The sequence below is a fragment of the Odoribacter laneus YIT 12061 genome (genome assembly GCF_000243215.1).
Classification (GTDB): Bacteria; Bacteroidota; Bacteroidia; order Bacteroidales; family Marinifilaceae; genus Culturomica; species Culturomica lanea.
This window is the reverse complement of the sequence record NZ_JH594598.1, coordinates 216,847-238,823: the sequence shown is the minus strand read 5'-3', so window position 1 is coordinate 238,823 and position 21,977 is coordinate 216,847. Positions and strand designations below refer to the sequence as shown.

General features: G+C 38.7%; 16 protein-coding genes and 1 tRNA gene. 11 read left to right on the top strand and 6 right to left on the bottom strand.

The window, feature by feature from the left end:
- Positions 1–8: 8 nt before the first annotated feature.
- Both lptC and HMPREF9449_RS15170 read left to right on the top strand, forming a co-directional pair.
- Entirely contained in the window at positions 9–569 is a 561-nt protein-coding gene (gene lptC, locus HMPREF9449_RS15175; protein WP_232211443.1) for an LPS export ABC transporter periplasmic protein LptC, read from the top strand.
- Positions 569–1,819, top strand: coding sequence for a hemolysin family protein (locus HMPREF9449_RS15170; protein ID WP_009138150.1), 1,251 nt, complete (start codon positions 569–571; stop codon positions 1,817–1,819). Before lptC ends, HMPREF9449_RS15170 begins: the two co-directional genes overlap by 1 nt.
- Before the next feature lie 193 nt (positions 1,820–2,012).
- Here HMPREF9449_RS15170 and HMPREF9449_RS15165 read toward each other — a convergent pair whose 3' ends face one another.
- The gene (locus HMPREF9449_RS15165) at positions 2,013–3,077 is read right to left on the bottom strand and encodes a mannose-1-phosphate guanylyltransferase (RefSeq protein WP_009138149.1); all 1,065 of its coding nucleotides are present in this window, start codon (positions 3,075–3,077) and stop codon (positions 2,013–2,015) included.
- 447 nt (positions 3,078–3,524) lie between these two features.
- Between HMPREF9449_RS15165 and HMPREF9449_RS15160 the strand changes: the two genes are divergently transcribed.
- From HMPREF9449_RS15160 to HMPREF9449_RS15145, 4 genes are read left to right on the top strand one after another with little or no spacing between them, the layout of a single operon-like run.
- On the top strand, positions 3,525–4,262 hold the full coding sequence (locus HMPREF9449_RS15160) for an MlaE family ABC transporter permease (RefSeq protein WP_009138148.1): 738 nt from the start codon (positions 3,525–3,527) through the stop codon (positions 4,260–4,262).
- Positions 4,262–5,017: an ABC transporter ATP-binding protein gene (locus HMPREF9449_RS15155; RefSeq protein ID WP_009138147.1), complete on the top strand. Its 756-nt coding sequence runs from the start codon at positions 4,262–4,264 to the stop codon at positions 5,015–5,017. The genes HMPREF9449_RS15160 and HMPREF9449_RS15155 overlap by 1 nt, the downstream gene beginning before the upstream one ends.
- Entirely contained in the window at positions 5,014–5,946 is a 933-nt protein-coding gene (locus HMPREF9449_RS15150; RefSeq protein WP_009138146.1) for a DUF4296 domain-containing protein, read from the top strand. The genes HMPREF9449_RS15155 and HMPREF9449_RS15150 overlap by 4 nt, the downstream gene beginning before the upstream one ends.
- Positions 5,943–6,278, top strand: a complete 336-nt coding sequence (locus HMPREF9449_RS15145) for a hypothetical protein (protein WP_009138145.1) — start codon at positions 5,943–5,945, stop codon at positions 6,276–6,278. The genes HMPREF9449_RS15150 and HMPREF9449_RS15145 overlap by 4 nt, the downstream gene beginning before the upstream one ends.
- A gap of 179 nt (positions 6,279–6,457) precedes the next feature.
- On the opposite strand, the gene HMPREF9449_RS15140 is transcribed toward HMPREF9449_RS15145, so the two are convergent.
- From HMPREF9449_RS15140 to HMPREF9449_RS15125, 4 genes are all read right to left on the bottom strand, one after another.
- A complete protein-coding gene (locus tag HMPREF9449_RS15140; protein ID WP_009138144.1) occupies positions 6,458–8,527 on the bottom strand; it encodes a M16 family metallopeptidase in 2,070 nt (689 codons plus the stop codon).
- 66 nt (positions 8,528–8,593) lie between these two features.
- Entirely contained in the window at positions 8,594–9,904 is a 1,311-nt protein-coding gene (locus HMPREF9449_RS15135) for a M16 family metallopeptidase (protein WP_009138143.1), read from the bottom strand.
- Positions 9,905–9,929: 25 nt separating this feature from the next.
- Positions 9,930–10,160, bottom strand: a complete 231-nt coding sequence (locus HMPREF9449_RS15130; protein WP_009138142.1) for a helix-turn-helix domain-containing protein — start codon at positions 10,158–10,160, stop codon at positions 9,930–9,932.
- 3 nt (positions 10,161–10,163) lie between these two features.
- A complete protein-coding gene (locus HMPREF9449_RS15125) occupies positions 10,164–10,814 on the bottom strand; it encodes a DUF2975 domain-containing protein (protein ID WP_009138141.1) in 651 nt (216 codons plus the stop codon).
- Positions 10,815–11,309: 495 nt separating this feature from the next.
- Here HMPREF9449_RS15125 and gpmI point away from each other — a divergent pair, with 495 nt between their 5' ends.
- The 3 genes from gpmI (at position 11,310) to HMPREF9449_RS15110 (ending at position 14,483) form a co-directional block, all read left to right on the top strand.
- Positions 11,310–12,830 carry a 2,3-bisphosphoglycerate-independent phosphoglycerate mutase gene (gpmI, locus tag HMPREF9449_RS15120; RefSeq protein WP_009138140.1) on the top strand — a complete coding sequence of 507 codons (1,521 nt, stop codon included), beginning with the start codon at positions 11,310–11,312 and terminating at the stop codon, positions 12,828–12,830.
- Positions 12,831–12,941: 111 nt separating this feature from the next.
- Positions 12,942–13,526 carry a DUF3109 family protein gene (locus HMPREF9449_RS15115; RefSeq protein ID WP_009138139.1) on the top strand — a complete coding sequence of 195 codons (585 nt, stop codon included), beginning with the start codon at positions 12,942–12,944 and terminating at the stop codon, positions 13,524–13,526.
- 883 nt (positions 13,527–14,409) lie between these two features.
- A tRNA-His gene (locus tag HMPREF9449_RS15110) sits at positions 14,410–14,483 on the top strand.
- A gap of 780 nt (positions 14,484–15,263) precedes the next feature.
- Here the strand turns inward: HMPREF9449_RS15110 and HMPREF9449_RS15105 are convergent.
- On the bottom strand, positions 15,264–16,103 hold the full coding sequence (locus HMPREF9449_RS15105) for a PepSY-like domain-containing protein (protein WP_009138137.1): 840 nt from the start codon (positions 16,101–16,103) through the stop codon (positions 15,264–15,266).
- Between the two features lie 582 nt (positions 16,104–16,685).
- Between HMPREF9449_RS15105 and HMPREF9449_RS15100 the strand changes: the two genes are divergently transcribed.
- Complete coding sequence (locus tag HMPREF9449_RS15100) at positions 16,686–17,996, top strand: MGH1-like glycoside hydrolase domain-containing protein (RefSeq protein WP_009138136.1); 1,311 nt, start codon at positions 16,686–16,688, stop codon at positions 17,994–17,996.
- Between the two features lie 1,011 nt (positions 17,997–19,007).
- Positions 19,008–21,896 (top strand): aminomethyl-transferring glycine dehydrogenase, encoded by a 2,889-nt coding sequence (gene gcvP, locus HMPREF9449_RS15085; protein ID WP_009138135.1) that lies wholly within the window; start codon positions 19,008–19,010, stop codon positions 21,894–21,896.
- Positions 21,897–21,977: the final 81 nt, after the last annotated feature.

Below are 21,977 nucleotides of genomic sequence, written 5' to 3'. Positions count from 1 at the left end.
TCTCAGGAATGAATTCTTATAAAAGCATTATTGTTCTGTTGGGGACAATAATGCTTTTGTCTTGTAAAAATGATATTAAAAAGGTAAATGCACTTACTGACCGGAAAACATTACCGGAAATGTCCGGCGAAAATATGGAAATGATTTATTCCGATTCTGCCCGGATAAAATATAAAGCTTATACTCCTCTCTATAATAAAATTCATACCGGAGAAGAAGAATACGATGAGTTCCCGCAGGGAATTCATGTGATTTCTTATGATAAGGACGGCAAGATCGTCGGAGAGGTGAAGTCCAAGTATGCTAAAAACCTGATCAAAGAAAAACTCTGGGAAGTCCGGAACCAGGTGGTCGTGATGAATGCAGAAGGCAAAAGACTGGAGACCGAGTTGTTGTATTGGGATATGGAAAAAGAGTGGATTTATTCTGATCGCTATAGCCGCTTGATTGACGGCAATAATATATTGGAAAGTAGCGGTGGTTTCGAGTCGGACCAGAATCTGAAAAATCCTGTTTTTAAGAATATTACCGATGGCGAAGTTCAATTTGAAATGAAGCCTAATAACTAATGTCAGCACTTACGGTCATATTAATATGTCTCTTATTATCTGCTTTCTTTTCAGGTATGGAGATCGCTTTTGTCGCTTCCAATAAGTTGAGGATTGAAATTGATAAGACGGATAAAAGTATTTCCCAAACCTTAATTGACCTTTTTATTTCTAATTCCGGTATGTATATCACCACCATGTTAGTCGGAAATAACGTGGTAATGGTTATATACGGTATCTTTATGAAGGATTATTTGTCCGGCTATCTGGACTTTTTACACCTTTCTTTGGGCATGAAAGTGCTGGTAGAGACGCTGATTACCACTTTAATTATTCTGGTTTTTGCAGAGTTTTTGCCCAAAACATTGTTCCGTTTACGTCCGAATGCTTTTTTACGGGTGTTTGCCGTACCTGTGTTTTTGTTTTACCTGTTGTTTTTTCCGATTACTTACTTTTCTGTATGGTTGGGAGGGGTTTTGTTGCGGATCGTGACGGGTAAAAAAATGGAGCAAAAAGAACCCAATAAGGCTTTTGGAAAAATAGATCTCAACAATCTCATAGAAGAAGGAGAAGTGTCGGACGAGAAGAACGAAGAAATACACGAGATAAAACTTTTCCGGAATGCACTCGATTTTTCAGAAGTAAAGCTGAGAGAATGCATTGTCCCCCGGACAGATTTGGTTGCTCTTCCAATCGATGCAGACAGGAAAGAACTGACAGATTTGTTTGTGCAAACAGGTTTATCCCGTATTCTGATTTACAAAGAAAATATAGATAATATTATCGGGTATGTACATTCCTCCTCCCTCTTTAAAAATCCGGCTACGATAGAACAGGCTTTGAGTGGAGTGATTATTGTGCCGGAAACCATGTCCGCTTCCCATCTGTTGAATTTATTTATCAAGCAACAACGTAGTATTGCTGTCGTTGTGGATGAATTTGGTATAACTGCGGGCATTGTAACCATTGAAGATATCATGGAGGAAATTTTCGGGGAAATCGAAGACGAACACGATCATCCCAGTTTGAAGGAAGAAGTGGTTTCCGATCATGAGTATATTTTTTCCGGACGCCTGGAAGTGGACTACTTGAATGAAAAATACGATTTGAATCTACCGGAAAATGAAGAATATGAAACATTGGCCGGCTATATTTTGTATTTTAATGAAAGTATTCCGGCAGAGGGCGAAAAGATCCTGATCAATAATGTCGTATTTGAGGTTTTAAGTGTTAAAAATGCCCGGATTGAAGAAGTCAAAGTGATCCTTTAAAGGTTCCAACGTTCACAGGGGTAAATGTAGAAAAAGAAATTTTCCTTGCTATCGGATGTTGCTTTCGAAAAAGAAGAAAATACTTCGTTGACGAACAAAATAATACTGTCAGATTACCCATCCTTTCACCAGCATCATCTGTTCGTCAGACAAGCATTAATCAGTCCCGAACTATCCTTAGTACAGTAAACATTTATTTCTTGTATTTCAATTGTTTTTCAAAGTGTTTGATATGGTCTTCGTCTTTGATGTGGCAGATCATTAAGTAATTCTTATTTTCTGCAATAATCAAGTCTTCCGCTCCGTGAACGATTACTTTTTTCCGGTAGGGTACGTTGACGATACAATTACGGGAATTGCGGAACAATACTTTTTGGGAATTTGTAGAATTATTGTTCTCATCCTTCGGGCAAAGGGCATGAAAAGCGTGCCAGGTACCGACATCCGACCAGCCGAATTGCCCTTTTAGTACATATACATGATTCGATTTTTCCATGATGCCGACATCAATAGAAAGATTGGGACATTCTCCGTAAATATTATTGATATATTCTTGTTCTTGTGGTGTATTAAAAGCCGGTATTTTTTCAAAAAGTGCATATAAATCGTAGATGTGTTTTTTGATTTCCTCCAGGATATCGGCAACTTTCCAGATAAAAATGCCGGCATTCCATAAAAATTCACCCGATTCATAAAATTTGATGGCTAAGTCCATATCCGGTTTTTCCGTAAACGTTTTGACAGCCGAAATCCTTTCGTTTTTATCCTGGTTTTTAATCTGTATATAGCCGTATTGGGTTTCGGCTCGTGAAGGTTCTATTCCTATGGTAAGCAACCCTCCGGATTGCCCTACGAAATCGATGCCGCTTTGGAGATCGTTTAGATAAGCTTCATCGTTTGTAATGAAATGATCCGAAGGAATAACCACCATCGTCGCTCCCGGATCTATGTTCCGAATTTTAACGGCGGCATAGGTTATACAGGTAGCTGTATTCCGCCTCAAAGGTTCTTTTAAAATGTTTTTTAAAGGTAATTCCGGAATTTGTTCGTGAGTAATGTTTTCATATTCAGCTCCGGTTACAATAAAAATATGATCGTTGTCGAAAATCCGGTGAATGCGTTCATAAGTTTGCCGGATAAAACTTTTTCCGAGGTGTAATATATCTGAAAATTGCTTTGGACAGGAAGGATTACTGACAGGCCAAAAGCGATTGCCAATACCGCCAGCCATAATAATACAATATGAATTTGAAATCATTCTAGTAACAGATTTGGATTAATTTGTTGGTTTTGTTTAGCCATTCGGGAACTATCCCAAAGGCTTTTCGGAGATAATCCCTTTTTGTTTCATTACGTTATGAAATATATAAAGTTTATAAAAACAGTCAAAAAAAGATTCTGAATGGTGGTTATCCTTTCTTTTTTTCTGAGGGGAATTTTCTATTTAAGAATTTTTCTACGCCTGCCATTCCCTTATTAAAGCAATAAAGTTTTCACTATCAGCAAAAAATAAAAAGGAAATATTTACTATTTTCTTTCCTTCTTGTCGTCGAATATAATAATAAATCTCCTAATTATTATTTTTTTTGTATTAAATTTCCGTAAGGAAAGATTATTTCGTATAACTTTGAACGGAAATAACCGTTGTTACAATATTTGCCGCTTTTTAGCTGCACCTGTTGTAAAAATAGTAATACAATACAACATGAAATTTTTATACAGGCTTGGTTCCTATATTTTGTTCGTACGCAAAGCTTTCTCTAAGCCCGAAAAGAGGAGTGTGTATATGAAAGAACTGGTGAATGAATTTGAAAAGCTGGGGTTAAATTCTATTGTATTGGTGGTCATTATTTCTTTTTTTATCGGAGCGGTTTTAACGTTGCAAACGGCCTATAATATGGCTAATCCTTTGCTTCCCCGTTATTTGATCGGGTATTTGACCCGGGAGACGCTTTTGTTGGAATTTTCCTCTACCATTGTCAGTTTGATATTGGCTGGAAAAATTGGAAGTAATATCGCTTCTGAAATCGGGAGCATGAAGATTACAGAACAGATAGAAGCTTTGGAAACAATGGGGGTGAATTCGGTATCTTATTTGGTCGGACCTAAGATTATAGCTTCCTTTATTATCAATCCCATCCTCTATATATTCAGTGTATTTATCGGAATCATCGGAGGACTTTTATCGGGCCTGTTGAGCGGGGTTGTCAATTTTGAAGATTTTATATACGGTTTGCATTTTTCTTTTAATCCGTATTACGTCACTTATTCCATTATAAAGACGCTTTTCTTTGCTTTTATTTATACTTCGATACCGGCTTTTTACGGATATAATGTACAGGGAGGTGCTTTGGAAGTGGGGAAGGCGGGTACGAAAGCCGTAGTAGATAGTAGTATTACTATATTGACGGTCAATTTGATATTAACCCAAATTTTATTGTAATGATCCGGGTAGAAGGCTTATATAAATCTTTTGATAACAAAACTGTATTGTCGGATATAAATGTCGTATTTGAATCCAAGAAAGTGAATTTGATTATCGGCAAAAGCGGATCCGGTAAAACCGTCTTGTTAAAATCTCTGATTGGCTTACATACGATTAATAAAGGGAAGGTGCTTTATGGAGATCGGGATATTACGGCGATGACCTCCCGGCAAATTAAGTTGTTAAGGGAAGAAATCGGGGTCGTGTTTCAGGGAGGTGCCTTGTTCGATTCTTTAACCGTATTGGAGAATGTTAAATTCCCCCTCAATCTTTTTACTAATTTTTCGGAAAAAGAAAAAAATGAAAGGGCTCTTTTCTGTTTACGCCGAGTAAATCTTACAGATGCCGATCACCTGTATCCGGCAGAAATTAGTGGAGGAATGAAAAAGAGGGTGGCGATTGCGCGGGCGATTGTTTTGAAACCGAAATATTTGTTTTGTGATGAACCGAATTCCGGATTAGATCCCCTGACAGCTATTGTTATCGATAATCTCATTCAGGAAATTACACATGAATACGATATGACGACAATCGTCAACACACATGATATGAATTCCGTGTTTGAAATCGGAGAAAAAATCGTATTTATACACGAAGGCCGGAAAGAATGGGAGGGTACTAAAGAGGAAATTGCTGATTCTGACAATAAAAATCTGAATGATTTTATTTTTTCTTCCAAGTTATATAAAAAGCTAAAGCATGTTTTGAAATGAAAAAGTTATTCGATATAAAGGGAATGTGGATATTAGGAAGTGTATTGCTGATTTTTATAGCCTGTTCGCAGAAAAAAGTTCCTCTGGACCAACAGCAATTTATTGCTTTGCTGATTGATATGCATGTCGCCGATGGAACACTTGCCCAAACCAAAGGGTATTCTGCAGAGAATGAAAAGAAAAATTATGCCTATTATAATTCTGTTTTCCGGAAATACGGGATCGATCGGGCAGAGTTTGATTCCTGTATGCGTTATTATTCTGCCCAGACAGCCCTTTTTTCGAAATTGTATGACGTGGTCATCGATAGCTTAAATAAACGGCTCACGGATAAAAACCGGGTTTTAAATGAATTGAGGTCCAGGGATTCTGTCAATTATTTTCCCCGCTTGGATACGATTGTTTTGGATACGGCCCATCCTGTCTTTACCATAGTGGTAGACAGTCTCCAGGCAGGTTTGTATCGTTTTGCCACGACTATAAAGTTCGATACCTTAGATAAAGGTAAAAATAATCGTATTACCGCTTTTTTCCTTACTCCGGATGATAAGGATACCTTGCATGTTCGGGAGATAAAGGTTTTGTCCGATACCTTACAGCATCTCTATAATTGGTCGCAATATATAGATTCGTCTTATAATCGTTTAGTCGTAAAGATGGTAGATACCGATAAGTCGAAAAAGCAGCATTTTCGTAAAGGAAGAATTTGGGGAACCACTTTGTATCGCCCTTATATTTCTTCTAAAACCGAACAGCGTTTGAATAAATCTGCTGTGCGGCCGGAACGGGCAATTATAGAAGAACGAGCCTCGGAATTCCGGCGAAACATAGAGCTGACAACAGAACAGACCGCTGTTACAGAAGCGGAGCAGGAAGCCGTTCCCATCCAGAAAAATACAGAAACAAAACAGACTCCTAAAAAGAAATGAGAAAAGTAGCCGCCAATTATCTTTTTTTCCCCGGTTATCCTCTTATAAAAAATGGTTATGTCGTTTTAGAACAGGATCAGGTAAAGGAAGTGGTAGATACGGGGGGGCTTATTCGGGAAATACAGGGGCTGGAGTTTTATGCGGGAATATTGGTTGCCGGATGTGTAGGGGGGAAGGACCTCAACTGTAAGGCGGGAGAACCGTTATTACCTGCTATTGAAAGCGTATACCTCCAAGAATACCGGGAAGCAAAAGGAGTTGCCCTTATTGAAGGTGCGGATTTGAAAACGCTGACTTGCCGGCAGGGAATGCGGATTTCTTTGTTAAGATAAACTGGGTTTTTGAGGATTGACAGATGCTTTCTTCGGAAGGAAATAAAATTTCGCTGATTAACGGAAAGGCCTGACTGTTATTTTTTCATCAGAACCGTAGGTTCGTTAATCAGCGAAACAATAGATAATTTTATCAGGTATGTAATAACCTGCCTGAAATCGTTGATTTGACCGTTTGCCTATTTAAAATCTTCAGCTTTTAATCCGGTATTAATTTTAATATCGGTCGTCTTTATCTCTATGGGCATGCCTTGCATACTGGTTTTAGAGAGGAGAGGCATTAAAATTCCGTATTCTGTGGGCTGGTAATCTTCAAAAAGAACTTCTTGTGTCATACCGTCCTGGCTTCCTACTGCTTTTACTTTCAAACCGTTTTCTACATCATAGAAAGAGTAGGTAACGGCTTTTCCCAAAGTCGTCTTCAATTTGTATGCCTCTTTTCCGTTCACTTTTTCTACTCCTTCCAAAGTCGGCTGATAGCCTAATTGAGTGTATTCTGCTTCCAATACGGGATAAGCCTGATCTTTTAATTCTGCCACTTTTTCGCCTTCTAAGGTTTGATTTCCGCCAGCACCGCTGAGAAACGCTTTTGTTCCGTCAAATACTATTTTTTGCATGGGAGCTCCGTTCATGGACATTTCCATCATATACAATGGTTTCGCACCGTCCAAAAGATATTTTTGATCGGTTACCAGCTTCATACCTTGTATGTTCATTTCAGATGTCAGGCTCATATCTTTGATCCCCTTGATTTTTTCTATCCCTCCGATGGCTTTCAAGTAAGCGTCTATAACCTTTTCAGGGGTTACATTCGGAGCTACATTGTTGCTTACAGTTAACGGCTCTCCGTAATTGTCCAATTCCGTGATTGTCCCGTCTGTGGCTAATTTTTCCAGTTTTTTCTTTTCTCCCCGGTCATTGACTACCAGAATATAACTATTGTCCGGATGAATATACTTTTTGATGGCTGCATTGACATCTTCTTTTGTAATTTTATCCAGTCTTTCCAGATAGGTGGTATAATAGTCTTTAGGTAATCCAAATCTTTCAATGTTATAAGCAAAGCTAGCGATAGTAGAAGGTGATTCCAGGCTTCTGGAGAATGAACCAGCCATGGTTTTCTTTACCCGGTCAAGGTCTTCCTGAGAGTAGTTGCCTATCACCATATTCTGCATTTCATTGAATATTTCGATGAGAGCACTGTCGGCAATATTGGATTTCACTTCTGCTGAAGCCGAAAAAGCTCCGGAACCGTCAAGTTCACTTTTGCTTAAAGAAGAATACGCTCCGTAAGTATAACCTTTTGTCTCTCTCAGATTCTTGAATAATTTGGCCTGAAAACCTCCGCCGCCCAGAATCTGATTCATAACTGTTGCTGCCAGTGCATCCGGGCTATTTACTTTGAAATTAATCGGATAAGCCACGTTTATGCTGGCTTGTGTAGCGGCATCTTTATTGGAAAATACCACCTGGCGTCCCTGGGGTTGTTTGGGAACATCGTAGGTGAAAGTTGGAGATTGTCCTGCTTTCCAATTGCCTAAATATTTTTCTGCCAGTTTTTGAGCTTCATGAAGAGTAATATCTCCTACAATGATCAAAATAGCCTGATTGGGATGAATATAAGTTTGATAGTAATTTTTGCAATCTTCAACCGTTATATTATTGATCGTTGTCGGAGTGACAATGTCTCCGTAAGGATGAGCGTCTCCGAATAAGGTTTTTTTGTAGATATTCTCCATAATGGCTTGAGGACTGACTTCACTGGTTTTAAGTGCTGTCTGTGTGCGCCGGATCAATTTATCGAATTCTTCTTGAGGAAAAGTCGGATGTAGTACGATATCAGAAAGAATTTCCATCATCTGATCTTTGTATTTAGATAAACCGCTGATCGTTACCGACTCGGAAGAAGTATATAAATTGGCTCCTATAAAGTCAATCTCTTCGTTCAACTGTTTAGGGGCTCTGTTTTCTGTTCCTTTTCCCCATAACTCTCCGGCGATATTCAGGTAACCGGCTTTGTCTTTTTCGAGAATTTTATCCCGAACAATGTCCAGACTAAAATTAATCTTCGGAATTTTATTGTTTTCTACAACGAGTACTTTTAATCCATTGTCTAAGGTAAAGCTTTTATATTCGCCTATATGGACACGGGGAGCAGGACCCGATTCCGGAGCCTTACTCCGGTCAACCTGTGCAGTGATTGACAATGAAAAACAAATGGCAATCAGTAAAAAAGTAAATTTTTTCATTATGTTATAATTTTCAATATTTTGATTCCAACTATTTTTACTTTCTTTCTGTTGTGATCAGAAAGTTTATTTTTTATTCGGTAAATAATATAATACTACCCGGTTTTCTTTGGTAAAATATTTTTGAGCTGCTTTTTGAAGATCTTCTTTCGTTACAGCCATATATTTCCCTAGTTCCTCATTGATCTGATTGGTATTGTTGTAATAAGTATAACTAGTAGCGAGATTTTCAGCCCGACTGGCTATAGTGGAATTACTGCTGACCAATTCATTTTCGATCTGGTTCTTCAATTTTTGTAACTCTTTATCGGAAATCGGTTCTTTTTTCACTTTTTCTACTTCTTGATCGATGGCATTTTCCAGTTTTTGTAAATCTACTCCCATATTCGGTAATGCTAATATGACGGAAAGGCCCGGATGTTCCAGCGGAAGAGGAGTAGAGGCCAATTCCATTGCCAGTTGTTCGTCGTTTACGATCGTAGAGTAAAGGCGGGAACTTTCTCCTGCAGATAACAGCGTATTCAGCATGGAGACAGCATAGAAATCATCGGATTTCATTCCCGGAATATGGTAAGCCATAATAATCGCCGGAATCTGAATGTTATCGTAAGCTGTGTCTCTTACTTCTGCGGTTTTGACCGGTTCATTCATAGGAGGCTGTATCACGGGAGCGCCTGCCGGAATATCGTTGAAGTAATCGTGTACGAGTTTTTTGGCTTCTGCTATGTTAAAATCCCCGGCTATCGTCAGGACTGCATTGTTGGGTACATAAAACTTTTTGTGGAAATCAATAAAATCCTGATCGGAAGCATTCCGGATGTGTTCTTCCGAGCCGAGCACATCGTGTTGGTAAGGGTGTACCGTATAAGCTCTTTTAAGGGTTTCCGTCAGTAAACGACCGTAAGGCTGATTGTCCCGGCTTTGTCCCATTTCCTGACAAACGACATCTTTTTGAGTTTTAATCCCAATTGCTTCTATATTCGGGTGTAATAATCTTTCCGATTCCAGCCATAATCCTAAGGCCAGTTCATTAGACGGGAGCAATTCATAATAATAAGTTCTGTCGAAAAACGTATTCGCATTTAAATTCCCTCCGGCATTCATTACATATTTGTCGTACTCGTGTCTTTTGATATTTTGGGTGCCCTCAAACATCAGGTGTTCAAAAAAATGGGCAAATCCGGTTAGATTCGGATCTTCGTTTTTAGAACCAACATGGTACATCAAGGAAATTACAATGTTGGGAGTAGTGTGGTCTTCTTGCAAAATAACGTGCAATCCGTTGTCCAGTTTGTATTCGACAAAGTCGATTTTCCCGGATTGTGCTTGTACGAGAAAAGGCAAGCATAACGCGATGATAATTAAAATTTTTTTCATATTCTCTTTATTAAAGTTTATAAAATTATAAATGGTCTGTTTCCTCTTTTGTTTCTGGTATATATTCTAAAATATCTCCCGGCTGACAGTTTAATACGCGACATATCGCTTCCAAGGTAGAAAAACGAATTGCCTTTGCTTTCCCGTTTTTTAGAATAGAGAGATTCGCCGGTGTAATATCTACTTTTTCAGAAAGCTCGTTCAAAGACATCTTACGGCGTGCCATCATCACATCTATATTTACTACAATAGCCATAATTTATATTGTTAATTTTTGTTCTTCTGACAGATCATATCCGATGGCGAATATTTCCGCGATTACAAGTATCAGAACTCCTGCAAAGAGATCTCCGAATTCATAGATATCGATTGAAATTAGGAGAGAAGTATCTTTCAATAATTGGGTGAGTGATTGCGCTTCCAGATAGTAGGCTAGATTGGCCAGCAAAGAGGAAGCAATAAGTAAGATACCAATGGCACGAATCAATTTGATGTTATCCCGGTTAAAAAGATTGTCATGCCGGATACTATTACGTAAAGAAAAAAGTACAACAAACAGAATGGTACAAATGGCAATATAACAAGTGCCACTGAAAAGTTGTAAAATAAATGACCAGACTTGTACTTTCTGAGAAGAGACCTCGGGATGTAGGATTTTTATATGAGCCGCCTTCATTTGGGCCGTTATCTTTAAAGTACTGTCTGAGTTGTATTGAATGGGAATATCGTATGCTGAGCTGAGAGGGACGATGGGAATGCTATAGTAAGTGTTTAATAAAGAATTTTTATCTTCGGAGTTTCCTCTTAAATCATTACTGGTAAAGTTAACGATGAGAAAAGTAAGAATCAATCCCAAAAATATAGCATATAAGATGTTTAAACGTAATATAATTTTTCGTTTAGGTGTCATAAATTAGAATTTTGTTATAATTCGTTGTGCAAATATAGAATGAATTTAAAATAAAACAATATTTATTTATCGATTTTCGATAAATTTTTATTATTAATTTAGAATATTAAAATAAAATAAAGGATTAGGGCAAACGTTTTCGTAAAAAAGTTAAGATTCTGCTCGTCCGTCAGCAGGGAAATCAGGATATTCCATTAACTTTGTAAATCTTTATGTGTTTATAAAGATAAAATGTTTGAAAAGTTTAGAGGTTCAAGAACGTAAATGTTTAATTAGGCTGAGATTTTATGTCTGGTTTAAACCGTTTGAGAATCCGTTGTTTCGTGCGATATCGTTTTTGATAAACAGTACTGGAAGTTTAGTCCCGATCGGCAGAAAAGTATTTGTCCGGAAGTTGAATGGACAATCTTTGAACTCTTAAAGACAAGGAAGAGAAGGCAAACGAAAGGGAGATGTGGAAGAAAAATAAAGAATAAATAAATTAAAAAATAAGACATGAAAAAAGCATTATTGATGATATTAGACGGTTGGGGCATTGGTAAACCGGATGCTTCCAATGCGATCTATAATACGCCTACCCCGTTTATAACGAGTTTGTTGGAGAAGTATCCCCATGCCAAGTTATACACTAGTGGAGAAAACGTAGGTCTACCGGATGGACAAATGGGTAATTCAGAGGTTGGACATTTGAATATCGGTGCCGGACGGGTCGTGCTCCAGGATTTAGTACGGATTAATAAGGCTTGTCGGGATAATTCTATTCTGCAGAATCCTGAAATTGTAAAAGCTTTCACTTATGCCCGGGATCATCACAAACAAGTGCATTTTATGGGATTGGTATCTGATGGAGGAGTTCACAGTTCTCTGGATCATTTGAAGAAATTATGTGATATTTCCAAGGAATATGGCATAACAAAAACTTTCGTCCATTGTTTTATGGATGGCCGGGATACTGATCCGCACAGCGGATTGGGATTTATTCAGGAATTGAAAGAACATATGTCCCATTCGGCTGGTCGTATTGCATCTGTAGTGGGTCGCTATTACGCTATGGATCGGGATAACCGTTGGGAGCGGATACGGGAAGCATACGATATGCTGGTGTATGGAACCGGTTTTGAAACCCAGCATGTGGAAACTGCGATCAGAAAGTCCTATCAGGAAGGCATTACGGATGAGTTTATCAAACCGATTGTGCATGTGACCAGCGACGGGAGACCGGTCGGCTTAATACAGCCGGGAGATATGATTATCTTTTTCAATTATCGTAACGACCGGGCTAAAGAGCTGACAATCGCTTTGACACAGAAAGATATGCCGGAATACGGCATGAAAACCATGCCTTTGTATTATTGTTGTATGACTCCTTACGATGCTAAGTTTGAAGGATTGCATATTTTATTTAACAAAGAAAATGTGGAAAATACGTTGGGAGAAGTGGTAAGTAAGGCAGGAATGAAACAATTGCGTATTGCCGAGACGGAAAAATATGCTCATGTTACTTTCTTTTTCAACGGAGGACGGGAAGCTCAGTTTGAAGGAGAGAGCCGGATATTGGTTCCCTCTCCTAAAGTAGCAACTTATGATCTGCAACCGGAAATGTCAGCCCCGGAAGTGGCCGAAAAATTGGTAGAGCAGCTGAATTTGAAATCGGCGGATTTTGTCTGTCTGAATTTTGCCAATGGCGATATGGTGGGGCATACGGGAGTTTATAAAGCTATTCAAAAGGCTGTAGAGACGGTAGATGCTTGTGTGGATAAGGTGGTAACAGCTGCTCAGGCCAATGGATACGAGGTCTTGATTATTGCAGACCATGGTAATGCCGATCATGCCGTGAATGAAGATGGAACGCCTAATACGGCTCATTCACTGAATCCGGTACCTTGTATTTGGGTGACGACTGAAAAAGGAAAAGAATTGAGAGATGGTGTTTTAGCCGACGTTGCACCGACGATTTTGCAGATAATGGGAATTCCTCAACCGGCAGAGATGACGGGGAAGACCTTGATCCAGTAGATTTTCCGGAGAAAAATCCGAAAAAGATAAAACAGCGGCGTTATGTACAGCCGCTGTTTGTTTTTGCTAATTTATCTATATTTGTTCCCGTTTATAATGGAGTAAGAAAGGATGGTACAGATTGGAGACATTTTAGTTAGTTTTGATATTTTCGAAAAAAAATTTTGTTGTGATCTGAGTCAATGTAAAGGTATATGTTGCATTGAGGGAGATTACGGAGCTCCTTTGCATAAAAAAGAGATCCGGAATATAAAAGAAAATTACGAAAAGATAAAAACTTATATGAAGCCGGAGGGGATAGCTGCTATTGAGCAACAAGGGTTTGCAGTGAAAGATTGTGATGGTGAATGGACCACCCCCTTGATAAATGGGCGGGAATGTGCTTTTGCGATCGAAGCAGATGGCTGCTGTTGGTGCGCTATGGAGAAAGCTTGGACAGAGGGGAAAAGTACTTTTCGCAAACCTGTTTCCTGTCATTTGTATCCTATACGAATTGCCAGATATGTGGGGTTTGAAGCTTTAAATTACCACAAATGGAGTGTTTGCCGGGAAGCCCGTATCAAAGGAGAAAAAGAAGGCATTCCAGTCTATCGTTTTCTCAAAGAAGCCTTGATTTCGCAATACGGAGAAGAATGGTACAAAGACCTGGAGTATGCCGCACAGGAATACGAAGCCGGTCGCCTCATTACACATTAGGGACGTGCCCTAATGTGTAATTTTGCCTTTATTTTTTTAATCCCTCTCTCCTTTCCTTATACTTCGGAAAGTTTAGGTAGCCAAACGTTCAAATGTCAGGCAATAAATAATAGTTGGTGCTTGGCGGCTACTGGGTTAACAGTTTATAGCGGAATATATTTTTAGTTCTGACGAAAAGATCAGGATTAAAATTTTTAATCTAGCAAATTGACGAGACTTTCAACCTGTTTCAAAAAGATCGGTTAATGGTCCTCGAATAAATAAGTTTTAAATTATATTCGCATTTGAACCTTTATACAGATGAATTCCTGAATTTTCTGAATCTCCTCGAGTCTTTAAGAGAAGCGAATTTTGGGAGAAGTATATTTTAAAAGTTCGTCTTTATCTTTCTAACTGGCTTTAGGGGTATTTCCTATTTTAAGTTTTTATTTCTCTCCTTTTTCTGGAGAATTCGGCGCTTGCTTCTTCGTCTTATATAAGAGATAAAAATAGGATAAAATAATAAACTTTGAATCTTAAACGCTTCTGAAAAGCCACAAATAATAAAGCAAATTCCCAGATAAGAGTAATGCTTAAAAAATACGGGGACTCTTTTTATTCCATTGGTGCAAAATTTGTTCTTCATAGCTGTATTTCCTGCCTTGAATTCTCTCTTTTTCGGATAAGTAACCTTTCATCATTGCTTCATTTTGTTTTTAAATTTAGGAATTAAAAAGAAATCAGAGAGAGGAAGCGAAAGAATTTTTAGTTTATTCTATTTTGAGGATTGTTTTTAGGTCGCTGCGTCAAAAATGTGTGAGTAGAAGAATTCTGACTCGATTTTTTTGAAAAAAGTTTGTAAAAAGAGAAATACTCCCTATATTTGCAGCGCGAAAGCAAAACGGTAGATGTAGCTCAGTCGGTTAGAGCGTCGGATTGTGGTTCCGAAGGTCGTCGGTTCGAGCCCGATCTTCTACCCTTGATAAACCGCTTGAAATTATTCAGGCGGTTTTTTATAATACCGGAAAATTATCTAACAGCTCTCTTTCTATCGAATTCATTCAAATTTTTGTCCGATCAAATAAAATTTCCCGTTACTTTACACAGTAGGGACGTGCCCTAATGTGTAATTTTACATCCTTTTACTTTTAAATTTGGATAAGGATCGTACCGTAAGGGATCTTTGTTTTCGCAAAAAAGGTCCGTCCCTCTGGGGGAAATTTAAAAGGAATCAGGAGGATAAAAGAGCCACTAAAGATTTGGAATATGGGTACAGCAGAGCTATATCTGGCTATAGCTGTATTTTCAGAAAACATTCTTTGAGATAGGTGTAATTTTTTATTTTTTAAGATGATATCTTTCCGGCCTACAGAAGATTTTTATTTCAAGAGTTCGTTTTACTCTGTTTGGGCTGTCCTTACAAGCCTTTGGCGGTTGTTATACGAAATAAGTTAAATTTATAACCGGATCTTCTTTTCTCTACCCTTTCACCAGCAAAAATTTTGCTTGATCCCTTTTGTTGATAAAATTGGAAGGGAAATAAATACAATTTCAAGATTAAAATTTTTATGAGCAGTAAAGAGAGGGTTGAAAAGACAGCAAGGTAGGAAACAATTTAGGAAATGAAAATATTTCGAAAGGCCGGTGAAGAACGGGAAGAGGAATTATAAATATAAAAAATTACACATTAGGGCACGTCCCTAATGTGTAAAAAGAAATTCCAATTGATTTTTAGGAGTTTGTTTATTAAAATCTCTATTATTCCTGCGAATCGTCCCTAATAGATACAATTATATCGTCGTCATTTGTTATCAATCTTACACAATAATAATTTCCATGGTTTGATATTTCGTATCTTCGTTCCCTAATGGAATAACCGGCATAGTGCTGCGCGATAAAATCCGTTACATATTCTGGTAATTGTTCTGTATCTTTCATCTGCCAGGATGTAGAGAACCAATAACCATCCCAGGAGAGTTCGACCCTTTTCAGATTGTTTTCATGAGAAATATATATTTCGATATGCCCCTCATCGTTAAACAATATGCCAAGGACGGGTGCCTGAGAATAATATTCTGCCATATAAGCGTTCACCTCTGCTGGTACTTTTACCAACCGAAATTGGTCGTTATTTCCATATAAAGTCCGAATCAGTATGCCATCGGTCTGTATATATACATTTTGTCTGATTTCTCCTTTGAGGATACTGATCCGATAGAGTGCTCCTTTCATATTTAGGCGTTCAATCTTGCATATTGCAGTGATTTTGTTCCCTGCATATTCTGAATGAGCAAACGTATATTCAACAGCATAAGGTAACATTTGCGTTTCGGGCACATCTGTTTTGGTCATTTGCCATATACCTTCGGTAGTGAACCAGGCTGTTTCATTGAGATTGTATGTATCTGTAAAGGTTGCGATATAGTAATTATCGACTATACTCCATTGTCTGGGCTGTAAAGGAGAAAACTTATTAGAAAAAGACCGATCGATATTTTCCGGAATTTTTGTTTCTTCTTCCTTCGTGTCCTCATCACAGGATACAAAGCAAAAAGTAAAAGACAAAAGGAGTAATCCCAATAAAATTTTTGTTCTCATGATACTAAATTTTTGTAATGTGTTTATTTTTTGATTTAAAAGAAATTGACATTATTGTTTTAGGTATATCGGATATTGCTATTTTCAGGACACAAACCTAATAAAATTCTCTTTGATGTATTCTTAAAAGGAGTGTTTATTATATATAAAAATTTCTTTAAGAAAAGGGGGTAAGAATAGGCAATAGTCGGGTTTTCTATCCCATGGATCTGGATTTATATACGATAAAATTCAACTATTTTGTTTTCCTGTTTGAGAAAAAATAAAATTCATTTTTGAGAAAGCGTTTCTGAAAAAAGACTTTTTTCTTTTACTGTTTCTATTTCTTTTCTTTTCATACTCAGGCTTTATACGTTTAAATGTATAACGGATGATAAAAGGGGTGTTGTGGAGGAAGAGGAAAAGCGGGGAAGCAGAAATTTTGAATAAATATTCATTTAAATTTAGAATAATTTTCAGAAATGAGGAATTATTGATATTTTTAACCGTTAATATTTTCTTAAATTAATGTGGTAAATAAAAACTTCTGTCAAACCTCAAAAGGAAGACAGGACACAAACCTTTAAATGAATAGTTAAACTTATGAAATGTGAATTAAAATTTGCAGGAATTATTTTGTTGGTAATAGGAAGTTTCGGGTGTAAAGAAACAAAAGAAGCCAAAGAGGGTAGTTCGGAAGAACGAAAACAATTGGAGCTTATTTATCAAGAATTATCGGCTCAGTATGATACTTTGCGTCTTCAGGTCGTACGGGAACCTGCAGGTTATTTAAAATATCCCTATTTGATTCCTGCCGGATTTTATTCTCAGTTGTGGGATTGGGATGCTTTTTTTATGGCAAATCATTTTATCAGCCGAAACCAACCGGAATATATGAAATATTGGGCAATGACTTATTTGGACGGAATAGACGAAGAGGGATATGTTTCCGGTGGGATGACGATAAACGGGCAGCGTAAACTTTTCGGAAAATTTGCGATGAAGCCTTTTTTAGCTCAGGGAGTTTATCAATATTCCCGTTACGCTAACGATTTCACTTGGATCGAACCATATTACGAGCGTTTGGGACGGATTTTTAAATATCGGAAAGAAACCCAATTGGATTCTTTACGGGGATTGTATTACTGGGAGATTGCCATGCAGAGTGGGGCGGATAATAATCCGGCCATGAATTATTTTAAAGAGGATACCCGTTCTTATGATTGTGCGGATGCCTGTGCTTTTCAATATGGGGAATTAAAGGCTATGGCGGTTGTGGCTGCCCACTTAGGGAAGACAGAAGATGCTGCTTTCTATAAAAAAGAAGCAGAGGAGTTGAAGGCAAATGTAAATAAATGGCTTTGGAACGAAGAGGATCAGGTGTATTATAATGTAGATCGTGTTACTGGAGATCAGTATAAAAGAATCAGCTATTCTTCTTTTGTTCCGTTAATGTATAAGATGGCTCCGGAAGTCAAGGGAAAAGCCATGATTGAAAAGCATTTATTGAATCCGGAAGTTATGAAATCTTCTTATGGTTTCAGGACTTTGTCGAAACAGGATTGTGATTATAATAATAAAAATATCATTGTTCCTTTTTCGAACTGGCAAGGACCGGTTTGGCCGATTGCCAATTATATTTATTCTATTGGCTTGAAATACTATGGATTTGAAAAAGAGCTTACCTGGCTGGCTGGGACTATGGGTAAATTGTTGACGGAAGATATCCGGAAATATGGGACGATGCATGAGAATTACCATGCAGATACCGGTGCTCCTTTGGCTCCGGATCAAAACCATGTGGATAAAGATGGAAAATTCGTAGGATTTATCAGTTGGAATCTTTGTTTCCAAAATGTAATGGAAGGTGTTCTATACGATAAATGGATGTTATTGGATATAGAAGAACTGTAAAGTTAAAAAATCAGATAACGGAGGAATGTTTCACTGGTGAATGAAGCTAAGGTTTTTGATTTATCTAGGAATCAGAACTGAAAGTTTACTCCTCAGTGAAGCATTTGTTCTATTTTCTCTTCATTTAGAGTGGAAGATCAGAGCCGATATTCTCAATGTCAGTAAAGTCCCCCCAGGTTTATTTTGCAGGAGGCCACTGAAATCTTCTTCAAGACTTTTTTCCTCGTTTAAATGGTTTTACTGTTTCCCAGATATAGGGAATATACAGGAAGATAAGCCCGTAATAATGGTAAGAATGAGTTGAAAACAGAGATTTGTGCGGTTTTTTAATGTCGAATTATAGAGTGAGGAAAGTCGCGTAGTGGATATTGGTCGGGGGAAGACACAGTTGGGATTTATATATCTGATTGGTCCTTATATTTGTATCGGGGGGAGTTCTTTACCTAGTGTTGGTAGTATTAGCCGGAGTAAGCGATCTGCAGTTTGAAATTTGACAGAGTTTTTTGAAAAAAATTTAGGAGTATGCCTGTCAGTATTTTTATGCAGAAACAGACTAGTCTTTTGGGGAAATAGAAAGAAAGACCTTTTAAGAGGTGGAAAACTTTTTCGGTAAATTTGAAGCATTATCGAAAATCAAAGGGGAAAACGGAAGGGGACGGAGAAAAGAATTTTTTATATCAGTTGTACCGCACTTATGAAAGAATGGTGAATTTTTCAGGGGATGGGAAATATTATAGCGGTTTCAATGCCCTATTCATGAGGATAAGGGATGTCCTTTTGATAATGGCGCTTGGGTTGAGGATATTTATTGGGATTTGTATGGTAAGGCAGGATAGGTTTTTTTTATAGAGGAGAAGGGTGAAAAGGAGAGGAAGGATGAGTAGAAAAATTCTAAATCGTCTTTTCTGTTCCCTTTTTGGCTTTTCTTTTTTGTCTCTATGATAATTATCGTTAATTTTACAGTCGTGAAATTTTAAAACGTTTACATAATAGAATAATAAATCATAAAGCATGGCAACAGAAAAATTTTTATGGAGGCATATCGGGCCTCGTCCTGAAGACATTGACGAAATGTTAAAGGTTGTCGGGGTGCATTCTTTGGATGAATTGATCGAGCAAACCGTTCCGGAGTCGATTCGTTTAAAGGAAATATTGGATTTACCGGCACCGCTTACTGAAGCTGAATTCTTCAACCGTATCCGGGAAGTGGCTGCTAAAAATAAGATATATCGTTCTTTTATCGGGCAGGGCTATTATGATACTATATCTCCGGCCGTCATTGTTCGGAATATTTTGGAAAATCCGGCTTGGTACACTTCTTATACTCCTTACCAGGCAGAGGTGTCGCAGGGCCGTTTGGAAGCTTTACTGAATTTTCAGACGGTGATATTGGAACTAACCGGCATGGAAATTACCAATTGTTCTTTGTTGGATGAGGCAACAGCGGCAGCTGAAGCTATGCAAATGATGTTTGCTTTGCGGAATAGAGATAAGAAAAAAAGCGGCGCTAATAAGTTATTTGTAGATAATCAGGTATTTCCTCAGGTGAAAGATGTTTTGATCACCCGTTCGGCTCCTTTCGGGATCGAGTTGGTTTATGGGGATTACGATTCTTTTGAATTTACGCCTGAGATATTCGGGGCTATTATACAGTATCCGGCTGCGGATGGACAGATCCGGGATTATAAAGCTTTTGTGGACAAAGCACATGAAAACGGAGTATTGGTTACGGCTGATGCGGATATTATGAGCTTGGTATTGCTGACACCTCCGGGAGATTGGGGAGCTGATATTGTGGTCGGCTCTACGCAGCGTTTCGGAATCCCGATGGGTTACGGTGGTCCCAGTGCTGCTTATATGGCTACACGGGAAGAGTACAAACGGAACATCCCGGGACGTATTATCGGTGTGACAATTGATGCCCAGGGAAATAAGGCTTTACGTCTGGCTTTGCAAACCCGGGAGCAGCATATCAAACGGGAAAAAGCTTCTTCTAACATCTGTACCGCAAAGGCATTGGATGCTACAATGGCTGGTTTTTATGCTGTTTATCACGGAAAGGAAGGATTGGAAAGAATAGCCAAACATATCCATTCTGCAGCGGTTATTTTGGCCGAAGAGATTCAGAAATATGGATATAAGTTGAAAAATGAGAAGTTTTTTGATACCCTTCGTTTCGATTTACCCCAAGGAGTGAAGGTTGAGGATATCCGCGACCGGGCATTGGAGAAAAAGATTAATTTGCATTATAGTGATTGTTGCTGTGGAGGTGCAGCTATAGGCTTATCTACGGATGAGAAAATTAATGAAGCGGAAATCAATACGATTCTTCAGATTTTTGCAGAAGCTGCCGGCAAAAAAGCGGAGCAGGTTGCATTTTTAGATGAGCGCACTGTATTGGATCCGCAGATGATCCGGGACGACGATTTTCTGAATGAGCCGGTATTTAAATTGTACCATTCGGAGACGGCTATGATGCGTTATATGAAGAACTTGGAAAGACGGGATATTTCTTTGGCAACTTCTATGATTTCTTTGGGTTCTTGTACGATGAAGCTGAATGCGGCCGTGGAAATGTTACCTTTGTCCTGGCCGGAGTTTGGAGCCATACATCCTTTTGTACCGGTATCTCAAGCTGAGGGGTATCAGCAGATGATCCGGGAAACCGAAACCATGTTGGCGAAAGTAACGGGTTTTGCTGGATGTAGCTTACAGCCCAACTCGGGAGCTGCCGGTGAATACGCATCTCTGATGGTTATCCGGCAATATCATCTTTCCAGAGGGGAAGCACATCGGGAAGTCATGTTGATTCCGGCCTCTGCTCATGGAACAAATCCTGCTTCCTGTACGATGGCTGGTTTTAAATTATTGGTAGTAGCTAGTACGGCCGAAGGAAATATTGACGTAGAAGATTTTAGGGCAAAGGCTGTAGCTAACAGAGATAATCTGGCAGGAGCAATGATTACCTATCCTTCCACTCACGGGATTTTTGAGGAATCTATCAAAGAATTGGCGAAAATTGTTCATGAAAATGGTGGGTTGTTGTTTATGGACGGAGCCAATATGAATGGGCAATGTGGTTTGACAAGTCCCGGTACTATCGGTGCTGATATCTGTCATTTAAATCTGCATAAGACATTTGCAATGCCTCACGGAGGTGGCGGTCCGGGAGTCGGTCCGATCTGTGCGGCCGCTCATTTGGTGGACTTTTTACCGACCCATTCCGTGGTGAAGACGGGAGGAGATAAAGGTATACATGCCGTGGCGGCTTCTCCTTATGGCTCTGTCAGCTTATTGCCTATCACTTATGGATATTTGTTGATGTTGGGCGGGGAAGGTTTGAAAATGGTTACTCAAATGGCCATCCTGAATGCCAATTATCTGGCTTCTGCTTTTGAAAAACTGGGATTCAAAATTTTGTATAAAGGTAGTAAAGGCCGGGTAGGGCACGAAATGATATGGGATTGTACTTCTTTTAACAAGGAATATGGTATTTCTGATTTGGATATCGCCAAACGGTTGATGGATTTCGGATTCCATGCTCCTACTTTGTCTTTCCCTGTTCACGGCACCTTGATGGTAGAACCGACCGAAAGTGAACCAAAAGAAGAGTTAGACCGTTTTATCGAAGCCCTGAAGACCATTCGGGACGAAATCTTGGAAATCGGAGAAGGCAAAGCCGATAAGACTGATAATGTTTTGAAAAATGCTCCGCATACTCATAGGGTGCTCACAGCTGACGAATGGGCTCATGCCTATCCACGCAGCAAAGCTGCTTATCCTTTGTGCTGGGTGGCTGAAAATAAATTCTGGCCGCAGGTGGGACGTGTAGACGATGGTTATGGCGACCGCAACCTGATATGTTCCTGTCAGGCACTCTATGAAGAAGCAGACTTATAATAAGTTTGAAGGGTAAGAGAATGTCCGAAAAAAGTTGAAATTTTACTTTTGAGGCATTCTCTGCATTGCAAACGATCGTTC